The sequence below is a fragment of the Janthinobacterium kochi genome (genome assembly GCF_051380715.1).
Taxonomy (GTDB): Bacteria; Pseudomonadota; Gammaproteobacteria; order Burkholderiales; family Burkholderiaceae_D; genus Janthinobacterium.
The window spans coordinates 102,167-120,980 of the sequence record NZ_JBNYXO010000001.1 but is presented as its reverse complement, the minus strand read 5'-3'; the positions used below and the strand labels follow the sequence as shown (position 1 = coordinate 120,980).

At 61.2% G+C, this 18,814-nt stretch carries 18 protein-coding genes; 1 reads left to right on the top strand and 17 read right to left on the bottom strand.

Translation table 11 applies throughout. The features are described 5' to 3' along the window. Positions 1–37: 37 nt before the first annotated feature. The 16 genes from ACQ4WL_RS00510 to ndk form a co-directional block, all read right to left on the bottom strand. Positions 38–583, bottom strand: coding sequence for a phosphoribosyltransferase (locus ACQ4WL_RS00510; protein ID WP_034752020.1), 546 nt, complete (start codon positions 581–583; stop codon positions 38–40). A 66-nt stretch (positions 584–649) separates the two neighbouring features. After that, on the bottom strand, positions 650–1,963 hold the full coding sequence (locus ACQ4WL_RS00505) for an adenylosuccinate synthase (protein ID WP_034752021.1): 1,314 nt from the start codon (positions 1,961–1,963) through the stop codon (positions 650–652). 3 nt (positions 1,964–1,966) lie between these two features. Further along, the gene (locus tag ACQ4WL_RS00500) at positions 1,967–3,139 is read right to left on the bottom strand and encodes an ATP phosphoribosyltransferase regulatory subunit (RefSeq protein WP_436507417.1); all 1,173 of its coding nucleotides are present in this window, start codon (positions 3,137–3,139) and stop codon (positions 1,967–1,969) included. Between the two features lie 270 nt (positions 3,140–3,409). Beyond that, a complete protein-coding gene (gene hflC, locus ACQ4WL_RS00495) occupies positions 3,410–4,297 on the bottom strand; it encodes a protease modulator HflC (RefSeq protein WP_141170199.1) in 888 nt (295 codons plus the stop codon). Next, a complete protein-coding gene (gene hflK, locus ACQ4WL_RS00490; protein ID WP_436507414.1) occupies positions 4,297–5,589 on the bottom strand; it encodes an FtsH protease activity modulator HflK in 1,293 nt (430 codons plus the stop codon). Before hflK ends, hflC begins: the two co-directional genes overlap by 1 nt. A gap of 2 nt (positions 5,590–5,591) precedes the next feature. Next, positions 5,592–6,815: a GTPase HflX gene (hflX, locus tag ACQ4WL_RS00485; protein WP_071076957.1), complete on the bottom strand. Its 1,224-nt coding sequence runs from the start codon at positions 6,813–6,815 to the stop codon at positions 5,592–5,594. Positions 6,816–6,929: 114 nt separating this feature from the next. After that, complete coding sequence (hfq, locus tag ACQ4WL_RS00480; protein ID WP_008450615.1) at positions 6,930–7,166, bottom strand: RNA chaperone Hfq; 237 nt, start codon at positions 7,164–7,166, stop codon at positions 6,930–6,932. A gap of 241 nt (positions 7,167–7,407) precedes the next feature. Beyond that, positions 7,408–8,754 (bottom strand): ribosome biogenesis GTPase Der, encoded by a 1,347-nt coding sequence (der, locus tag ACQ4WL_RS00475; protein ID WP_010399874.1) that lies wholly within the window; start codon positions 8,752–8,754, stop codon positions 7,408–7,410. 4 nt (positions 8,755–8,758) lie between these two features. Continuing rightward, positions 8,759–9,904, bottom strand: coding sequence for an outer membrane protein assembly factor BamB (bamB, locus tag ACQ4WL_RS00470; RefSeq protein ID WP_436507412.1), 1,146 nt, complete (start codon positions 9,902–9,904; stop codon positions 8,759–8,761). Between the two features lie 85 nt (positions 9,905–9,989). Continuing rightward, entirely contained in the window at positions 9,990–10,658 is a 669-nt protein-coding gene (locus tag ACQ4WL_RS00465) for a YfgM family protein (protein WP_436507410.1), read from the bottom strand. A 54-nt stretch (positions 10,659–10,712) separates the two neighbouring features. Continuing rightward, positions 10,713–12,074: a histidine--tRNA ligase gene (hisS, locus tag ACQ4WL_RS00460; RefSeq protein ID WP_436507409.1), complete on the bottom strand. Its 1,362-nt coding sequence runs from the start codon at positions 12,072–12,074 to the stop codon at positions 10,713–10,715. A 33-nt stretch (positions 12,075–12,107) separates the two neighbouring features. Further along, positions 12,108–13,376: a flavodoxin-dependent (E)-4-hydroxy-3-methylbut-2-enyl-diphosphate synthase gene (gene ispG / locus ACQ4WL_RS00455; protein WP_436507408.1), complete on the bottom strand. Its 1,269-nt coding sequence runs from the start codon at positions 13,374–13,376 to the stop codon at positions 12,108–12,110. Between the two features lie 38 nt (positions 13,377–13,414). Beyond that, entirely contained in the window at positions 13,415–14,359 is a 945-nt protein-coding gene (locus tag ACQ4WL_RS00450; protein WP_436507407.1) for a RodZ domain-containing protein, read from the bottom strand. Positions 14,360–14,372: 13 nt separating this feature from the next. Continuing rightward, complete coding sequence (gene pilW / locus ACQ4WL_RS00445; RefSeq protein ID WP_436507405.1) at positions 14,373–15,167, bottom strand: type IV pilus biogenesis/stability protein PilW; 795 nt, start codon at positions 15,165–15,167, stop codon at positions 14,373–14,375. A gap of 11 nt (positions 15,168–15,178) precedes the next feature. Then, positions 15,179–16,354 (bottom strand): dual-specificity RNA methyltransferase RlmN, encoded by a 1,176-nt coding sequence (rlmN, locus tag ACQ4WL_RS00440; protein ID WP_034752035.1) that lies wholly within the window; start codon positions 16,352–16,354, stop codon positions 15,179–15,181. Positions 16,355–16,481: 127 nt separating this feature from the next. Next, entirely contained in the window at positions 16,482–16,898 is a 417-nt protein-coding gene (ndk, locus tag ACQ4WL_RS00435; RefSeq protein ID WP_436507404.1) for a nucleoside-diphosphate kinase, read from the bottom strand. 233 nt (positions 16,899–17,131) lie between these two features. Between ndk and ACQ4WL_RS00430 the strand changes: the two genes are divergently transcribed. Then, complete coding sequence (locus ACQ4WL_RS00430) at positions 17,132–17,806, top strand: Bax inhibitor-1/YccA family protein (RefSeq protein WP_411268305.1); 675 nt, start codon at positions 17,132–17,134, stop codon at positions 17,804–17,806. A gap of 153 nt (positions 17,807–17,959) precedes the next feature. Here the strand turns inward: ACQ4WL_RS00430 and ACQ4WL_RS00425 are convergent, their stop codons facing one another. Continuing rightward, positions 17,960–18,805, bottom strand: a complete 846-nt coding sequence (locus ACQ4WL_RS00425) for a LysR family transcriptional regulator (protein WP_436507403.1) — start codon at positions 18,803–18,805, stop codon at positions 17,960–17,962. Positions 18,806–18,814 lie beyond the last annotated feature (9 nt).

The following is an 18,814-nucleotide window of genomic DNA, read 5'->3' as shown; positions in this document are numbered from 1 at the left end:
ATACATGATCGTCTTTTTTTTGCAAGAGCGCACGCAATTACTTGCCTGCTTCGCCCTTCTTGATCCACGCCGCCAACTGGTGCGGACGCAGGCCGTCGTAGTCTTCGAACGGCTGGTGGATCCACGGATTGTGCGGCAGTTCGTCGAGGAAGTAGTCGGGACGCACGACGGAGCAGCCCTTCAGCCAGATCACGGCCGATTTGACTTCGGTCACGTCAGGGAAGTTTTCCTTCAGGTGACGCGTGACCTTGTCCAGCGTGACGCCCGAATCGGCCAGGTCGTCGACCAGCAGGATGCGGCCGGCCAGCGGGCCCTTGGTCATCGTCATGTACTTGGCGATATCGAGGTCGCCGCGCACCGTGCCCGCGTCTTCGCGGTAGGAGCTGGTCGACAGGATAGCCAACGGCAAATCAAAAATGCGCGAGAACACGTCGCCGGGACGCACGCCGCCGCGCGCCAGGCACAATACTTGGTCGAATTTCCAGCCCGATTCGTAGACCTTGAGCGCCAGGCGCTCGATCAGGCGGTGGTATTCTTCCCAGTTGACCCAGAGATGTTGATCGTTCGATTGTGGGGTAGTCATGATAGTGGAATCTTATTATTAGCGTGATTAAAAAAATCCGCCTTGCGGCGGATTGTGTCCAGCAGCTTACTCGAATGGGTGGCGCAGCACGATCGTTTCTTCACGATCCGGACCGGTCGAAACCATGTCCACCGGTACGCCGACCAGTTCTTCGATGCGCTTGATGTAAGCGCGCGCCGTTGCCGGCAGGGCCGCCAGCGATTTCGCGCCGACCGTGCTTTCCGTCCAGCCTGGCATCTCTTCGTACACCGGCACGCAACGGGCGGCTTCTTCGGCGCCCGATGGGAAGATGTCCGTGGCTACGCCGTCGATGGTGTAGCCGGTGCACAGTTTCAAGGTTTCGATACCGTCCAGCACGTCCAGCTTGGTCAGGCACATGCCCGTCACGCCATTGATCTGCACGGAGCGGCGCAGCAAGGCGGCGTCGAACCAGCCGCAGCGGCGGGCGCGGCCCGTCACGGTGCCGAATTCATGGCCAACCTGCGCCAGGTGGTGGCCGACGCCCGCATCCGTTGGCAGTTCCGAAGGGAACGGGCCGGAACCGACGCGCGTCGTGTAGGCCTTGGTGATGCCCATGATGTAGTGCAGCATGCCTGGGCCCACGCCCGAACCGGCGGCGGCATTGCCGGCCACGCAGTTCGACGAGGTGACGAACGGATAGGTGCCGTGGTCGACGTCAAGCAGGGAACCCTGCGCGCCTTCGAACAGCAGGTTCGCGCCGGCCTTGTGCGCCTTGTACAGCGCGCTCGACACGTCGGTCACCATCGGACGCAGACGCGGCACATAGGCCAGCGCGTCGTCGAGGGTCTTCTGATAGTCGACTTTCGGTGCCTTCAGGTAGTTTTCCAGCACGAAGTTGTGGTAATCGAGGTTTTCCGCCAGCTTTTCGGCAAAGCGCTTCTCGTTCAACAGGTCGGCGATACGGATCGCGCGACGCGCCACTTTGTCTTCGTAGGCCGGGCCGATGCCCTTGCCGGTGGTGCCGATCTTCGCATCGCCACGCTTGGCTTCACGCGCCAGGTCGATCGCGGTGTGGTAAGGCAGGATCACGGGCGCCGCGTCCGACACTTTCAGGCGCGAGGCGACTTCGACGCCGACAGCTTCGAGCTTGTCGATTTCGCGCAGCACGTCCGGCACGGAAACGACCACGCCGTTACCGATGTAGCAGGCGACGCCTGGACGCATGATGCCCGAAGGGATCAGTTGCAGCGCGGTCTTGACGCCGCCGATGACCAGCGTGTGGCCTGCATTGTGGCCGCCCTGGAAGCGCACCACACCCTGGGCGTGATCGGTCAACCAATCGACGATCTTGCCTTTACCCTCATCGCCCCATTGGGTGCCGATGACAACGACGTTCTTTGCCATAATTTTCTTTGACATCACTCAACCTAAGTTTTTAAGAATCCAGCTACTACCATTATCGGCAAGTACCAGCACGCGATCGCACTCGAACTCGTCTTGTTCATTACTGTGACCCGGCATACTCTGGATCACGACCTCGCCCGCATTGCGCAACTCGGCGATTTTTTCCTTCAGTTCTGGCGCGCTGCCCCACGGCGCGCGAATCGAATGCTTCCGTTCCGCGGTCGGCAACAGGCGCGCCAGTTCGCGCAAATCGAGCGAGAAGCCGGTCGCGGGACGTGCCCGGCCGAACGCTTCGCCGACGTGGTCATAACGGCCGCCGCGCGCAACCGCGTTCGGCAAGCCAGGTACATACAGCGCAAACATCGCGCCACTTTCATATTGGTAGCCGCGCAAGTCGGCCAGGTCGATCGCCACTTCGGCGCGGCCCAGCGCCTTAGTTTCCACAGTCGCGGCCAGTGCGGCCAGTTCGGCCAGCGCTTTCAGCACGCCCGGCAGCGGCGGCAGCACTTCGCGCGCACGCGCCAGCACGTCGATGTCGCCGTACAGGTTCGGCAAGGCCAGCAGCGCATCGCGCGTCACGGCATCGTAGGATGCGGTCAGGGCACGCAGGCCCGGCGCATCTTTCGCACGCAGCAAGGTGTACAGCGCAGCCTCGTCGCGCACGGCGGCGGCGTCTTGCGCAATGATAGCGCGCAACAGGCCGACGTGCGACAAATCCAGGCGCACCGCGTCGAAACCGGCCAGTGCCAGCGAAGCGAGCGCCAGTTCCTGGATCTCGGCGTCCGCTTCCAGGCCGGCGTGGCCATAGATTTCGGCGCCGATCTGCAGCGGCTCGCGGGTGGCGTGCAGGCCCGACGGACGGGTATGCAGCACGCTGCCGGCGTAGCACAGGCGGGTCACGGTGGCACGGTTGAGCAGGTGCGCGTCGATGCGCGCCACTTGCGTCGTCATGTCGGCACGCAGGCCGAGCATGCGACCCGACAGCTGGTCGACCAGTTTAAAGGTGCGCAGGTCGGTATCCTTGCCAGCGCCGGTCATCAGCGATTCCAGATACTCGAGCAGCGGCGGCATCACCAGTTCATATCCGTACAGACGGAAATTATCCAGCATGAGGCGGCGCAGCTCTTCGATCTTGCGCGCTTCCGACGGCAGAACATCGGCAATATTTTCGGGCAAAAGCCAATTCGGCATGAGGGAGCGAGATACGGAAGAAAGTTGAAAAAATGCATCATGCGAGGCAGCGGCAGGCGCGCCAGGCATGAGGCCGAACCTGATATTTTACGCGAAAACACGGGCCTTTAGGGACAAGTTCTCCGAATAGCTGCCACGCAACCCTAAAAACACCGCATTTTACGCCTTCCCGCAACAACTAGACGGGCACAAAAAAACGGGGCCGGCGTCAATGCCGGCCCCGCTGCTGCTGCCCCGGTCCTCGCGGCCCGGTGCAGTCTGGATGCTGCTTTACTTCTTGGACGGAGCGGCCGTGCCGTTACCCTTGAAGTACTTGAAGAATTCCGAACTCGGATCGACCACCATCACGTCGCCCTTGTCCTTGAAGGTGGCGCGGTAGGCTTCCAGGCTACGGTAAAACTTGTAGAACTCCGGATTCTTGCCAAACGCTTCCGCATACACCTGCGACGCCTTGGCATCGCCCTCGCCGCGGATCTTCTCGGCTTCGCGATACGCTTCGGCCAGGATCACCGTGCGCTGCTTGTCGGCGTCGGCGCGGATTTTCTCGGAGTCGGCCGAACCGGTCGAACGCAGCTCGTTGGCCACGCGCACGCGCTCGGACTTCATGCGCTCGTACACGGAGTTGTTGATCTGCTCGACGTAATCGACGCGTTTCAGGCGCACATCGACGATGCCCACGCCGATGGCCTCGGCCTCGGCCGCCACCTTGGCCTTGATCGCCTGCATCACCTTGCCGCGCTCGCCCGAGATCACTTCGCGCACCGTGCGCTTGGTGATTTCATCGTTCAGGGCGGCCTTGACGATTTGCGACATGCGGTTGCGGGCGCGGCTTTCATCGCCGCCGAAGCTGCGGAAATAGGTCTTCGGATTGACGATGCGCCACTTCACATACGCGTCGACGAGGATGTTCTTCTTCTCGGCCGTGATGAAGCGTTCCGGCTCCGGCGTGTCGAGCGTCAGGATGCGCTTATCCAGGTAGATGACGTTCTGGAACGGCGGCGGCAGCTTGAAGTACAAGCCTGGTTCGCTGATCACGTCCTTGACTTCACCGAGGGCGAAGACGATGGCGTATTTACGCTGATCGACGACAAACACGGTCGAGGAAAGGAGCATGATCGCGATAAAGCCCGCGATCAGGGCGGCAACGATACGGTTCATTAGCGGCTCTCCCGTTCACGCGAAGAGCGGCTGTCGCGGCGCGTATTGACTTCTACTGTCGGCATGGCTTCCTGTGGCAAAACGGTGTTGGCTGCGGGTGTCGCGGCAGCACGGGCGGCGGCAGCGGCGGCATCGGTGGCAGCCGTCTGGGCGATCAGCTTGTCGAGCGGCAGATACAGCAGATTGCTGCCCGTCTTGGCATCAACCATGACCTTGCTGGCACTGCTGAACACTTGCTGCATCGTTTCCAGGTACATGCGGTCGCGCGTGACGGCCGGCGCCTTCTGGTACTCAACCAGCACCTGCTTGAAGCGCGAGGCATTACCTTCGGAGTTCTCGGTCACCATGGCCCGGTAGGCCTCGGCTTCCTGCACCAGGCGGAATGCTGCGCCGCGGGCTTTTGGAATGACGTCATTGGCGTAAGCCTGGCCTTCATTCTTCTGGCGCTCACGGTCCTGGCCTGCCTTGACGGCATCGTCGAAGGCGGCTTGCACCTGCTCCGGCGGCTGCACGGCCTGCATCGTCACGTTGTTAATCAACACGCCAGCCTTGTAACCCTCAAGAATCTGCTGCATCAATTTCTGCGTGTCGAAGGCCACTTTTTCGCGGCCTTCATACAGCACGAAGTCCATCTTGCTGCGGCCGACCACTTCGCGGATCGCCGTCTCGGCGACCTGGCGCAAGGTGTCTTCCTGGTCGCGCAGGCTGAACAGCCATTCCACCGGGTCTTTCAAGGTGTACTGCACCGCGAACTGGATATCGATGATGTTTTCATCGTCCGTCAGCATCAGCGACTCGCTGGCCTGCTTGTTGCGCAGCGACGTGCGATAACCGACTTCCACCGTGCGCACCTGCGACACATTGACGGTTTCATCGGTCTGGAACGGATACGGCCAGCGCCAGTTGAGACCGGCCGGCGCCGTGCGCGTATATTGGCCAAACGTCAGCACCACGCCGCTCTGGCCCTCTTGCACGATGAAGGCGCCGCTGGCGAGCCAGATGAAGACGGCGATCACGCCGACCACGCCGGCGGTGATGCCGGCACCCTTCATGTCGGGACGCGGACCACCGCCACCGCCGTTGTTATTGCCGCCGTTGTCGGGACGGTTCTTCTGTCCGAAAAAGGCGTTCAGGCGCTGATTGAAATCGCGCCACAACTGGTCGAGGTCCGGCGGACCTTCGCCGGGCTTTTTGCCTTCTTGGGCTTTCTTGCCGTCGTCCTTGCGATTGCCCCAGCGGGGATCGTTCAGGGACAACTTCAAGCCTGTTTTTTTGAGTAGGGAGACAAGCATAACTATCGTGTTCCGACTTGGGAGTGGGTGGAAATCGTATCGTCCTCGCCAGGCTCTTCGTCCTGGTCCGGGGCGGCGCCATCGTGCTGGTCGTACTGACCGTCCAACTGATCTTCCTGCGGTGCTGCGTCGTTCTGATACAGGTGCGCCGAACCGGGCGCCTTCCTGGCCATCTCGACAATCGCATCGCGCAGCAGGTCGAGACCGCTGCCCTTCTGCGCACTGACGAAGACGCGACTGATCGTAGCATATTCATCGCGCTCCACCGAAGGCTCCAGCCCGGCCGCATCGATCTTGTTCCACACGAGGATTTGTGGAATGTGATCGGCGCCGATCTCTTTCAAGACCAGGTTGACCTGCTCGATCTGCTCCATGCGCACCGGCGACGCGGCGTCGACGACATGCAGCAGCAAATCGGCATGAATGGTTTCTTCGAGCGTGGCGCGGAAAGCGGCCACCAGTTGATGCGGCAATTCGCGCACGAAGCCGACCGTGTCGGAGATCACCACATTGCCCACTTCCTGGCCCAGGTAAACCCGGCGCGAGGTGGTGTCGAGGGTGGCGAACAACTGGTCGGCGACATACACGCCGGCCTTGGTCACGGCATTGAACAGGGTCGACTTGCCGGCATTGGTATAGCCGACCAGGGACACCGAGAATGTGTGATTGCGCCCGCGTGCGCGGCGCTGCGTTTCGCGCTGCTTGTGCAGCTTTTCCAGGCGCGCGCGCAAGGCCTTGACACGGTCGCCGATCAGCCGGCGGTCGGTCTCGAGCTGCGTCTCGCCGGGACCGCGCAAGCCGATACCACCCTTTTGCCGCTCAAGGTGGGTCCAGCCGCGGATCAGGCGTGTGGCCAGATGCTGCAACTGGGCCAGCTCGACTTGCAACTTGCCCTCGTGGCTCTTGGCGCGCTGCGCGAAGATGTCGAGGATCAGGCTGGTACGGTCGAGCACCCGCACATTCAGGCGCTTTTCCAGATTGCGCTGCTGGGCAGGTGAGAGGGCATGGTTAAAAATGACGATTTCCAGGCCATCGTTGACGACGACGTCGCCAATTTCATCGGCCTTGCCGCTGCCGACGAAATACGCGGAATCGGGACTGGAACGCTTGGCCGTGATGGTGGAAATCGGGTCTGCACCAGCCGAGCGCGACAACAGCATGAGTTCTTCCATGCTGGCGTCGAAGTCGCTGTGACCGAAGTCAACCCCGACTAGTACGGCGCGCATGATGGCATCAGACAAGTTGCGGCGGACGCCGACGCCGATGCAACCGCATCAGCGCCGCTGGCGCGGACGGAGGCGATGGAGGGTGAAAGGCGCTGGGCCGTCAAGCTCAACGCTTTACTCCGCTTCAGATTCAATATTGAGATTGACGGCACGGGCCGGCACCACTGTCGAGATGGCATGCTTGTACACCATCTGTGTCACCGTATTGCGCAGCAACACGACATATTGATCGAACGATTCGATATGGCCCTGCAATTTAATGCCATTGACCAGGTAGATCGAGACAGGAACATGCTCTTTGCGTAATGCATTGAGGAATGGGTCTTGTAACAGTTGCCCTTTGTTGCTCATAACAGCTCCGTTGTTTATGTTGTTGTGTAAGAATTGGAGGCGACTCGCTTGATTTCAAGTGCTCTCACACCTTTCAAAGAAAGAAAGATGCGTCAGAGCTACTGTAACCTGTTTTCGCGATCGCTGTCGCGCATGGCGCATTAACACTTTATTATTTTCGTGCAAAAGCCATCACATTGGCTGATGGCGCCGCATTATCTCCGCGGCGCCTTAATATGCACTTAATTCAGCATTTAAAACATTACTTGCTCGGCGTGCGTGCAAACGGGTTTTTACCCGTGCGCAGTTCGATGCGCAGCGGCGTACCGACCAGCGCAAACGTATCGCGGAAATGTTTTTCCAGATAGCGTTTGTAAGGATCGCCAACGGCGTCGAGCGCATTGCCGTGAATGACGATCACAGGCGGGTTCATGCCGCCCTGGTGGGCATAGCGCAGCTTCGGACGGATCGAGCCCTTGCGGCGTGGCTCCTGCTTCTCCACGGCCTCGATCAGGGCACGCGTCAGTTTCGGTGTCGACAGGTCGCACATGGCGGCTGCATACGCGGCGTTGAGCGACTTCATCAGTGGAGCGATGTTGGTGCCCTTCAGCGCCGAAATGAAATGCATCTGCGCGAACGACAGGAAATCGAGCTTGCGGTCGATATCGATCTTGATCTCGTCGCGTTCGTGCGATTGCAAGCCATCCCATTTGTTCACGGCCACGACCAGCGCGCGGCCCGATTCCAGGATAAAGCCGGCGATGTGCGCGTCTTGCTCCGAGATATCCTGCTGCGCATCAAGCATCAGCACCACCACATTGGCTTCGGAAATCGATTGCAGGGTTTTCACCACCGAGAATTTCTCGATCGCTTCAAACACCTTGCCGCGACGGCGGATACCGGCCGTGTCGATCAAGGTGTATTGCTGGCCATCGCGCTCGAACGGGATCTCGATCGAATCGCGCGTCGTGCCCGGCATGTCGAAGGCGATCACGCGCTCTTCGCCCAGCAGGGTGTTGATGAGCGTCGACTTGCCCACGTTCGGACGGCCGACGAGGGCGATCTTGATGCCGCGGTCGGTCTTTTCCAGCTCTTCAGGCTCATCCGGACGCTGCGCGAACGCCAGGTCCAGCATCACTTCGACGAGGTCGTTGACGCCGTCGCCGTGGGCCGACGAGATCGCATACGGATCGCCCATGCCCAATTCATAGAATTCAGACACGACGGCGGTATAGCGCATGCCTTCGCTTTTATTGACCACCAACAAGACCGGGCGGCCGCTCTTGCGCAGGAAGTCAACGATGGTTTTGTCATGCGGCGTCAGGCCTTGACGGCCGTCCACGATGAAGACCACCACGTCGGCCTCGGCCACGGCCTGCTTGGTCTGCAGTGCCATCTGGTGCATGATGCCTTCCTTGGCGACGGGTTCGAAACCACCCGTATCGATGACCAGGAAGGGACGTTCGCCGACACGGCCTTCGCCATAGTGACGATCGCGCGTCAACCCAGGCAAATCCGCCACCAGCGCATCGCGCGAGCGGGTCAGACGATTGAATAAAGTCGATTTCCCAACATTGGGTCGACCTACTAGTGCAATTACCGGCTTCATTGTATTACTCGACCGCGAGAGCGGTCACTGTCCCTGATTGGGTTTGAAAAATCAAATTCGAACCTGCCACAACGGGAGCCGAAACAATCGGGCTACCGTCGGTGCTGACCCGACCTATTAATGCGCCATCTTCCCGTGACAGGAAGTGGATATAACCTTGATAGTCACCGACGGCGACGCTGCGGCCGAAAGAGGCCGGCGTCGACAGGCGGCGGCGCGCCAGCGCCTCATTCTTCCAGGCGCTCTGGCCGCCTTCGCGGCTGAACGCCACCACGGCGCCCTGGGCGTCGGCGGTAAACACGAAACGCTGGTCGACAGCCACGCCCACATCGGACGAGATCGGCTTGGTCCAGCGCGGCACGCCCGTGGCGGCATCGAAGCAGCCTGCCTTGCCCTGGTACGTGACGGCGCACACTTCGCCCTCGAACACCACGGGCGTGCCGGCGATATCGGAGACACGCTCCAGCTCGGTGGCGCCGCGCGGTTCGCTGACGACGATCTCCCAGCGTACCACACCGGTGGCGGCCGTCAGTGCCAGCAGCTTGCCGCCCGGCTGGGCCACGTAGACATTTGCGCCGCCCAGCACCATGCCCGGCGCATTGCGCAGGGTCAGTGCCGGCGTGGCGCGCTGTACCGTCCACTTGCGCTCGCCCGTCTTGGCATCGAAGCCGACGATGCGGTTGTCCACACTGCGCACCACGACCACGCCCTGCCCTACGACGGGCGCCGTCAATACTTCGCTGGACGCCTGCGCCTTCCACAGCTGCTTGCCATCGGCGTCAAACGCCAGCACGGCACCCTTGGCGGCGCCCACGGCCACGACCGTGCCATCGCTGCCGGCGCTGGAGGTGATGTCGCTGCCGGCCTTGATGCGCCACGTTTCACGGCCGCTGGCCGCGTCCAGGCGCGCCAGCGCGCCATCGGCATTGACCACATACAGGCTGTTGCCGGCCAGCGCAGGCGTAAACGCGTACACGCCGGCCTTGCCGATCGAATACTTCCAGGCGTCGCGTACGGCAATGCTCGATTTTAACTCGACCAGCTTGGCCGGTTCGACTTTCGGGTCTTTCGAGGCAAACGGGTTCCAGGACGAGCAACCGGCCATCAGGGCCAACAGACTTGCAGCTACCAGCTTTTCAGTGACACGCATAAGTGTTATCCAACCTTTTTCTTGTACTTGTAAGGGCATGGCAGGCGACGCAAAACGCCGCATGGCCGCACCATCAGTGTTCCTGTCAGGCGGCGGCCTTGTCAGCCTTGGCCTTGTCTTCCGGTACCGTACCGCCGATCGCTTCCAGTTTGACCTGGATCAGTTGACGCCCTGGATTGTTCTTGTCCGTCGCGGCTATCGCGGCCAGGTAAGCCGTGCGCGCATCGGCCAGCTTGTTTTGCGCCACCAGAATATCGCCCTTGCGGTCGGCCACGGCGCCGGCAAATTGCGCCACGCTGGTCGTCGCCAGCACTTTCAACGCTTCATCGTAGGCTTTTTCGTCCAGCAAGACACCGGCCAGGCGCAGCTTGGCGATGGCCTTGTACTCTTCCGTGCCGTGCTCGGCTACCCATTGCAACTGGGTCTTGGCAGTTTTCAGGTCATTCGCGTCAAACGCCACCTTGGCCGCGGCCAGGGCGCTCATCTGCGCATATGCCGTGCCGCTGAAACGCGATTGCATGTCGCCGGCCGCGCGCATCACCTTGGCGGTGTCCTTGGCGGCGATGGCGTTTTGCAGTTCGTCGTACAACTGGCCCGCTTGCGCAGCCTGCGTGCGCTGGTAGTACTGCCAGCCAGCCCAGCCGCTATAGCCTGCCAGCGCCACGATCAGGACCCAGGAGGTCAGATTGCCATTGCGCTGCCACCAGGCTTTGAGGGTTGCCAGTTGTTCTTGTTCTTCGTGATCGTATGCCATGGGTCGTCAGTTTTAATGAGTAGTTGATCGAGGGTAGTACGGTCTTGCTTCAAATTAATGGTGGTGATGCACGTGACCGCCAGGACCGTGGTCGTGGCCGCAATCGTTGTCGCCGATGATCTGGTCCACCACGTAATCGACGACATCGTCGAACGGTACCGTGTTCTGCTGCGCGCCAGCATCGGCTTCGCGCATAGCTTTCACCGTGGCAACATTATTGGCGATTTCATCCTCGCCCATGATCACGGCAAACGCCGCGCCGCTGGCATCGGCCTTTTTCATTTGCGTCTTGAAGCTGCCACCACCGTTGCTCGCTGCGCAATGTAGCACAACGTCGAGGCCTGCATCGCGAATCCGCTCGGCCAGCACGAAGGCTTGCAAGCCAGCCTGCTCGCCCTGGTGCACCAGGTAGACGTCGCACTGGGCCGGTTGCTCCGGTTCGGCCGCATCCTTCATCAGCAGCACCAGGCGCTCGACGCCCATGCCGAAACCGACGGCGGGCGTTGATTTGCCGCCGAACATTTCCACCATGCCGTCATAGCGGCCACCGGCGCAGACCGTGCCTTGCGCGCCCAGTTTGTCACTGACCCACTCGAACACCGTGCGGTTGTAGTAATCGAGGCCGCGCACCAGGCGTGGATTGATGGTGAATGGAATATTGTTGTGGTTCAAGATCTTCTGCACGCCGTGGAAGTGGGCCAGCGATTCCTCACCCAGATAGTCCAGCAGTTTCGGCGCGCCATTGACCAGGTCCTGCATGGCAGGATTCTTGGTGTCGAGGATGCGCAGCGGATTGCTGTGCAGGCGACGCTTGGCTTCCTCGTCGAGCAGTTCGCTGTGGCTTTCCAGGTAGGCGATCAGGTCGGCGCGGTGGCGCAGGCGCTCGTCCGCGTCGCCGATCGAGTTCAGTTCCAGGCGGATGCCTTCCAGACCCAGGTCATCCCACAGGCGGCGCGACAGCATGATGATCTCGGCGTCGATATCCGGGCCCGTGAAACCGATGGCTTCCACGCCAAACTGGTGGAACTGGCGGTAGCGGCCTTTTTGCGGGCGCTCGTGGCGGAACATCTGGCCCTTGTACCACAGGCGTTTCGGGCCTTCGTAGACGAGGTTGTGCTCGACCACGGCGCGCACCACGCCAGCCGTGCCTTCCGGGCGCAGGGTCAGGTTGTCGCCATTCATCGAATCGGTGAACGAGTACATTTCCTTTTCCACGATATCGGTCACGGCGCCGATGGCGCGCGCGAACAATTTCGTTTCTTCCACGATCGGCGTGCGGATCTGCTGGAAGCCATAGCTTTGCAGCACGGATTGCGCCGTGTTTTCAAACAATTCCCACAGTGGGGCGTCAACGGGCAGGATATCGTTCATGCCTTTGACTGCGGTGATCTTGTCGAGCTTTTTATTTTCGGACATAGTGTTCTTCTTTACTTTTTTATCGGATCAGGCTCAGACGGCAACCGTGTTTCCATAGTGACTCTGTACATACTTCAAGACGATGTCCTGGAATTCCTCGACGATGCGTTCGCCGCGCAAGGTGACGACTTTTTCGCCGTCGACAAACACGGGCGCGGCCGGCGACTCGCCCGTGCCGGGCAGGCTGATGCCGATGTTCGCATGCTTCGATTCGCCGGGACCGTTGACGATGCAGCCCATGACGGCCACGTTCATCGCTTCCACGCCCGGATACGATTTCTTCCACTCCGGCATCTGCTCGCGCAGATAGGTCTGGATGTTGTCGGCCAGTTCCTGGAAGGTGGTCGACGTCGTGCGTCCACAACCAGGACAGGCGATGACCATGGGCGCAAACTTGCGCAAGCCCATGGTTTGCAAAATTTCCTGGCCGACGATGACTTCGCGCGTGCGGTCGCCGCCCGGTTCCGGCGTGAGCGAAATGCGAATGGTGTCGCCGATGCCTTCCTGCAACAGCACGGACAGGGCCGCCGTCGAGGCGACGATGCCCTTGCTGCCCATCCCCGCTTCCGTCAAGCCCAGGTGCAGCGGATAGTCGCAGCGCTGGGCCAGTTCGCGGTACACGGCGATCAGGTCTTGCACGCCAGACACTTTGCACGACAGGATGATCTTGTCGCGGCCCAGTCCCAGCTCTTCGGCGCGCACGGCGTTTTCAATCGCCGACGTCACCAGCGCTTCATACATGACGGCTTGCGCCGGCCACGGGTCGCTGCGGCCCGCGTTTTCATCCATGATGCGCGCCAGCAAGGCTTGGTCCAGGCTGCCCCAGTTCACGCCGATACGCACCGGCTTGTCGTACTTGCACGCCGCTTCGATCATTTGCGCAAATTGCGTGTCGCGCTTGGCGCCCTTGCCCACGTTACCCGGATTGATGCGGTACTTCGACAGCGCGCGCGCGCAATCGGGGTAGTCGCCCAGCAGGGTATGGCCGTTGTAATGGAAGTCGCCCACCAGCGGCACGTCGATCTCCATCTTGTCGAGCTGTTCGCGGATGTAGGGCACGGCGGCCGCCGCTTCCGGACGGTCCACCGTCAGGCGCACCAGTTCCGACCCGGCACGCGCCAGTTCCTTGATCTGGATCGCCGTGCCGATGGCGTCGGCCGTATCCGTGTTCGTCATCGACTGCACCACCACGGGGGCGTCGCCGCCCACCCAGATCTGGCGCTGGCCGTGCGCGATCAGCACTTTGCGGCTGTCGCGCCGGCCGGAAGGACCGGAGCCGATCGCTGTTTTCGAGGTAGCCATAATAGTGTCTTGTGAGTTATTGGATACTTGCTTGATGCTTATTTGATATTAACGCGCGAGATCGTGCCGCCCGCAACGGTCGGCAAGTCCAGCTTGGCGCCGCGCAAGGTTGCCTGCACAACACCCGGCTTGCCCACCACCAGGGTGGCCGGGCCGGTGATATCAAACGTTTCCGTGCTGCCAGCCTTGACCATGCGCGAAATCAGCGGCGCGGCGCCAGGACGGCGAATCTCGACCCAGGAATCCTGCTCCACCTTCAACACCAGCGCATTCGAGACCGCTGCCGGCGGCGTGACGGTCGCCGCTGCCGGCGTCGCGACTGGCGCGGCTGGCGCGGCTGCCGGCGCGGACGCGGCTGGCGCACCCGTCTGCGTGTCGTTGCCCGGAGGCGGCGGCACGGAGATCAGCGGCACGGACGGCGTCTGCACGGGCGTCAGATCCTGCCCCGGCTTGACCAGCGTCGTTTCCACGGGGCCAACCACGTTCGGATGCACGGCTTCCTTGTCGGCTTGCGCCAACAGGCTGGCCGGCACATAACCCAGCTTGTACGCACCAAAAGCGGCAGCCACGACCACGGCGACGGCACCGGCGATCCAGAGGGGCGTCTGGTTCGACGAACGCTGCGTCATCGACGGGAAGCGCGATTCGGAGAAGGTGGCGGAAATCTCGCGCCGCACGGGCGCGACAGCCGGGTCTTGCGCCGGCACCGGATGCACTTCGATCATGGCTACCAGCGGCGCCGCGTCGAGCTTGACCACCTTGGCATAGGCGCGCACGAAACCGCGCACTACGGCCACGTTCGGCAAGGCCGCCATATCGCCCGCTTCCAGCGCGATCACCTGGCGCGTCGCCAGCTTGAGCTGGTCGGCCACCTGTTCCACCGGCCAGCCCAGCGCTTCGCGCTGTGCCTTCAACTGTGCGCCTGCCAACGCCAGATTGCCCTGGGGCTGCTGCTGCGGCGTTTCTGCCCACTCTGAATTCATTGGTATCCCTGTCTCACTCATCAAACGCCCCATTTTGATAAGCAGCATATTCGGGGGAGCCGGAATGGTGGTTGCGCAAATGCGCCACCAGGCCAGCTTCCGCACCCGCATCCCCGAGCTTATGCTGCACCTTGATCCCGAGCCACAGCACATCGGCCGTCTGGCTCTCCATTGTCGCTATCTTACCGAGCCGCTGCAAATAATGAGCCGCTTGCCGGTAGTCTTGCTGTTGGTAATACACGCGCACCAGGCCGGCATTCGTTACTGCCACATCCGGTGCGATGCGTACCGCGCGCATCAAATACGCGCCGGCACGCGGGTAATCATGCAGGGCCAGGCTGCAAGCGCCCCCATTGTTGAGCGCTTTTTCCGGCGACACATACGCCGCGTCCGCCAGTGCCGCATCGAAATACGCCAGCGATTGCGCGGCGCGTCCCGTCTGGCACAAAAACAGGCCGTAATTATTGCTCAACTCAGGATTGTGGGGCGCAAGGCGCAAAGCGTAAAGGAAATCTTTCTCGGCAGGCGCAGTTTGCCGCCGAGCCGCCAGGATCAGGGCACGCATGCCATAGGCTTGCGCATCGTTCCGCGCCAGCTGCACGGCTTGCTCCGCTTCCGCCAGGGCCACGTCGAGTTGGCCTTGCGCATAATACGCGCTGGCCAGCTGCAGGCGCAGCGCGGCGCGCTCATCGGCGCTCGCATCCTGGCCAGCGGCCGTGGCGCGGCGTGCGGAAGAAGCAGAAGCACAGCCGACCAGCAACACAGCCAGGCAGACAGCGGCCACAGCGAGCGAGCGTTGGTAAGCCATGCCTTCCCTCATCAGGAGCGGATCTCCACGATCTTGCCGAAATTGGCGCCAAATTTCTGTTGATACTCAGTCATCTTTTCCATCCGTTCCTGCACCCGCGTGCGGTCTTTGACTTCGCCGGCCAGCTGGCCGCAGGCAGCATCGATATCGTCGCCGCGCGTCTTGCGCACGGTGGTGATGATGCCGCCATCCATCAGCACCTGGGCAAACGCCTTGATGCGCGGGTTTTTCGAGCGGAACAGGCCCGACTCGGGGAAGGGATTGAATGGAATCAGGTTGAACTTGCAATTCACGCCAAACTCGCGGTCTTGTACCAGCGCCAGCAGTTCGCGCGCGTGCTCGTCGCTGTCGTTGACGCCGTCGAGCATGCAGTATTCAAACGTAATGAAATCGCGCGGGGCGAATTCCAGGTAGCGTTTACAGGCCGCCATCAATTCCTTGAGCGGATACTTCTTGTTCAGTGGAATCAAACCATCGCGCAGCGCATCGTTCGAGGCGTGCAGCGAGACGGCCAAGGCCACCGGCACTTCCTGCGACAGCTTGTCCATCATCGGCACCACGCCCGAGGTCGACAGGGTCACGCGGCGGCGCGACAAGCCGTAGGCGTTGTCGTCGAGCATCAATTTCAAGGCCGTGACGGTCGGCTCAAAGTTCAGCAGGGGCTCGCCCATGCCCATCATCACCACGTTGGTGATCTGGCGCTCCCCTTTCGGGCCAGGCTCGATGCCCTTGGTGCGGCGCAATTCAAATTCGGCCATCCACAGCTGGCCGATGATCTCGCCCACGGACAAGTTGCGGTTGAAGCCTTGCTTGCCCGTCGAGCAGAAACGGCAGTTCACGGCGCAGCCGGCCTGGGTCGAGATGCACAGGGTGCCGCGGTTTTCTTCCGGAATGAACACGGTTTCCACGGCATTGCCATTGCCCACGTCGACCAGCCACTTGCGCGTACCGTCCGTCGACGTGTGATCGCTGATGATGGCCGGGGCGCGCACTTCGGCGCGCGTGGCCAGCTTGTCGCGCAGCGACTTGGCCAGGTCCGTCATGGCATCGAAGTCGGAAGCGCCGAACTGGTGTATCCAGCGTTGCAATTGTTTCGCACGAAACGGTTTCTCTCCCAACTCGGCGCAGTAGGCGATGAGTTGCGCGGGATCGAGGTCCAGCAAGTTGGTGAGGGTCGTCGTATTCATGATCATGTCTATTCTAAAAATCCGTCCCCGCGCGCATCAGGAGGTCAAAGCCACCACAGCGCAGCGGGAACAGGGGGTGATAAGTTATTTCACAGATAACGCCAGGAAATAACGTTATCTAAGGCAATTAAGCCTTCAGTTCTGGGAAGAAGTAAGCGATTTCCACTTTAGCAGCGTCGACAGCGTCGGAACCGTGTACGGCGTTGGCGTCGATCGAATCGGCGAAATCGGCGCGGATCGTGCCTTTTTCTGCTTTCTTCGGATCGGTCGCGCCCATCAGGTCACGGTGGGCCAGAACGGCGTTTTCGCCTTCCAGGGCCTGGATCATGACGGGACCGGAAACCATGAAGTCGACCAGATCCTTGAAGAAGCCGCGTTCTTTGTGCGCTGCGTAGAAGCCTTCAGCTTGTTCGCGCGACAGTTGGGTCATGCGTGCTGCAACGATTTTCAGGCCAGCGTTTTCAAAACGGGTGTAAATTTGACCGATGACGTTTTTTGCAACTGCGTCTGGTTTGATGATCGACAGGGTGCGTTCGATTGCCATGTGTGAAAACTCCAATAAAAAGTAAGGTTTAAAACGGTAAATTGATAACTCAATCAACCTTTGATTTTACCATACTCCACCCCATATCACCCAGACAGGCAGGGGGCATCCCTCCCTGCCGCTTGAGTTTAATGAAATCTTAAGCTGGTTTTTTTGTAAAAACCGGGGTCCATGCTATCCTTGGGTAAAGTAGTAATTTGAATTGACAACACGGAGGCACTATGAATCAGAACATGCAACGCACCTTTGACCTGTCGGGGGGCATGCAGCAAGTCCGCCACCAGGTCTTGCGCAACACTTACTGGCTGCTGGCACTGTCCATGATACCGACCGTGCTGGGCGCCTTCATCGGCGTGCAAATGCACTTGCCGATGCTGACCGGCGGCATGGGTTTCATCATCTTCATGGCCGTCGCATTCGGCTTCATGTACGCGATTGAGAAAACCAAGAACTCGGGCCTGGGCGTTGCCGTCCTGCTGGGCTTTACCTTCTTCATGGGCCTGATGCTCACGCCTCTGCTGACGCGCACGCTCGGCTACTCGAACGGCGGCATGCTGATCATGACGGCGTTCGGCGGCACGGCCACCATCCTGGCCGTGATGGCGACGATTGCCACGGTGTCGAAGCGCGACTTCTCGGCCATGGGCAAGTGGCTGTTCGCCGGCGTGATCGTGCTGATCCTGGCATCGGTGGCGAACATCTTCCTGGGCCTGTCGGCACTGTCGATCGTGATCTCCATGGTCGCCATCGCCATCTTCTCGGCCTACATCCTGTATGACGTGCAGCAAATCATCAACGGCGGCGAGACCAACTACATCTCGGCCACCCTGCGCATCTACCTGGATGTGTACAACATCTTCACCAGCCTGCTGTCGCTCCTGGGTTTCGCCGGCGGCAGCCGCGACTAATCGCTAACGTAAAAACGCCCAGGGCGGCGTTGCAGTGCCTCGCCGTACCAGTCGTACTGTCTTCGGCACCGCGCCTTGCCCTGAACGTTTTATGCACTGCGATGAAGAATAAAAAAGCCGACCCTCGGGTCGGCTTTTTTACGTCTGCAGCATCTACTTGATTCTCTCCGCCACCCCCAGCAGGCAGACCCGGGCGCGGTCCAGGGTGGGGTTGTCGCGCTGGGCCGCATACACGGCATAGGCGGAATGCGAGAATTCGGGCGCGTCGCGCACGCGGTGCAAGAGGCCCGCATGGAGGTAGGGCTGGGCCGAGCCGATGCGAAAGTAACTGGTGCCGCCCACCTCCAGCAAATACACGAGGGCCAGCGGCCCCAGCGAAATCGACACAGGCGGGCTGCTCAATTCCGGATACGCCGCCTGGTGATTGGCCGCGAAGCTGGGGCCCCAGTCCACATACACATACGTATCGGCATGCATCTGCCCGTCGGCGCGCGTGGTCACCATCACCAGCTTTTCCTCGGCCAGCAATTCGCTGGTCAGGCCCGGGCGCTGCGGCGGGTTGTACAGCACGGCAAGGTCGAGCGAACCGTCGTGCACGGCGTCGAGCAGGCGCGCAGGGCTGTCGACTTCCGCGCGCAAGGCGATCTCGGGGCAGTCCCGGCTCATGCGTATCAGCCAGTCACCGAGCAGCGGCTGCCACAGGCTCAGTTCACAGCCGATGCTGACGGCGTCATCGCGCCCCGGTGGCAAGGCTACCTGCTGGCGCGCCCTTTCCCACACCTGCACCATGGTGGCTGCATGGCGCATGAAGCGCTCGCCGGCCGACGTCAGGCGGGCGCCCGCCTTGTTGCGCACGAAGAGCTGGCGCCCCAGTTGCTGCTCCAGGGTGCGGATGCGGGCGCTGACAGCCGTTTGCGTCACGTGCATGCGCTCTGCCGCCATGATGAAACTGCCGCAGGAAGCCACTTCCAGGAAGGTACGCGCTTGATTGATATCCATCAAGCCATG

Coding starts and splice junctions, on each gene's coding strand:
- ACQ4WL_RS00510 (WP_034752020.1), bottom strand. CDS start 583: ATGACTACCCCACAATCGAACGATCAACATCTCTGGGTCAACTGGGAA.
- ACQ4WL_RS00505 (WP_034752021.1), bottom strand. CDS start 1,963: ATGTCAAAGAAAATTATGGCAAAGAACGTCGTTGTCATCGGCACCCAA.
- ACQ4WL_RS00500 (WP_436507417.1), bottom strand. CDS start 3,139: ATGCCGAATTGGCTTTTGCCCGAAAATATTGCCGATGTTCTGCCGTCG.
- hflC (WP_141170199.1), bottom strand. CDS start 4,297: ATGAACCGTATCGTTGCCGCCCTGATCGCGGGCTTTATCGCGATCATG.
- hflK (WP_436507414.1), bottom strand. CDS start 5,589: ATGCTTGTCTCCCTACTCAAAAAAACAGGCTTGAAGTTGTCCCTGAAC.
- hflX (WP_071076957.1), bottom strand. CDS start 6,815: ATGCGCGCCGTACTAGTCGGGGTTGACTTCGGTCACAGCGACTTCGAC.
- hfq (WP_008450615.1), bottom strand. CDS start 7,166: ATGAGCAACAAAGGGCAACTGTTACAAGACCCATTCCTCAATGCATTA.
- der (WP_010399874.1), bottom strand. CDS start 8,754: ATGAAGCCGGTAATTGCACTAGTAGGTCGACCCAATGTTGGGAAATCG.
- bamB (WP_436507412.1), bottom strand. CDS start 9,904: ATGCGTGTCACTGAAAAGCTGGTAGCTGCAAGTCTGTTGGCCCTGATG.
- ACQ4WL_RS00465 (WP_436507410.1), bottom strand. CDS start 10,658: ATGGCATACGATCACGAAGAACAAGAACAACTGGCAACCCTCAAAGCC.
- hisS (WP_436507409.1), bottom strand. CDS start 12,074: ATGTCCGAAAATAAAAAGCTCGACAAGATCACCGCAGTCAAAGGCATG.
- ispG (WP_436507408.1), bottom strand. CDS start 13,376: ATGGCTACCTCGAAAACAGCGATCGGCTCCGGTCCTTCCGGCCGGCGC.
- ACQ4WL_RS00450 (WP_436507407.1), bottom strand. CDS start 14,359: ATGAATTCAGAGTGGGCAGAAACGCCGCAGCAGCAGCCCCAGGGCAAT.
- pilW (WP_436507405.1), bottom strand. CDS start 15,167: ATGGCTTACCAACGCTCGCTCGCTGTGGCCGCTGTCTGCCTGGCTGTG.
- rlmN (WP_034752035.1), bottom strand. CDS start 16,354: ATGAATACGACGACCCTCACCAACTTGCTGGACCTCGATCCCGCGCAA.
- ndk (WP_436507404.1), bottom strand. CDS start 16,898: ATGGCAATCGAACGCACCCTGTCGATCATCAAACCAGACGCAGTTGCA.
- ACQ4WL_RS00430 (WP_411268305.1), top strand. CDS start 17,132: ATGCAACGCACCTTTGACCTGTCGGGGGGCATGCAGCAAGTCCGCCAC.
- ACQ4WL_RS00425 (WP_436507403.1), bottom strand. CDS start 18,805: ATGGATATCAATCAAGCGCGTACCTTCCTGGAAGTGGCTTCCTGCGGC.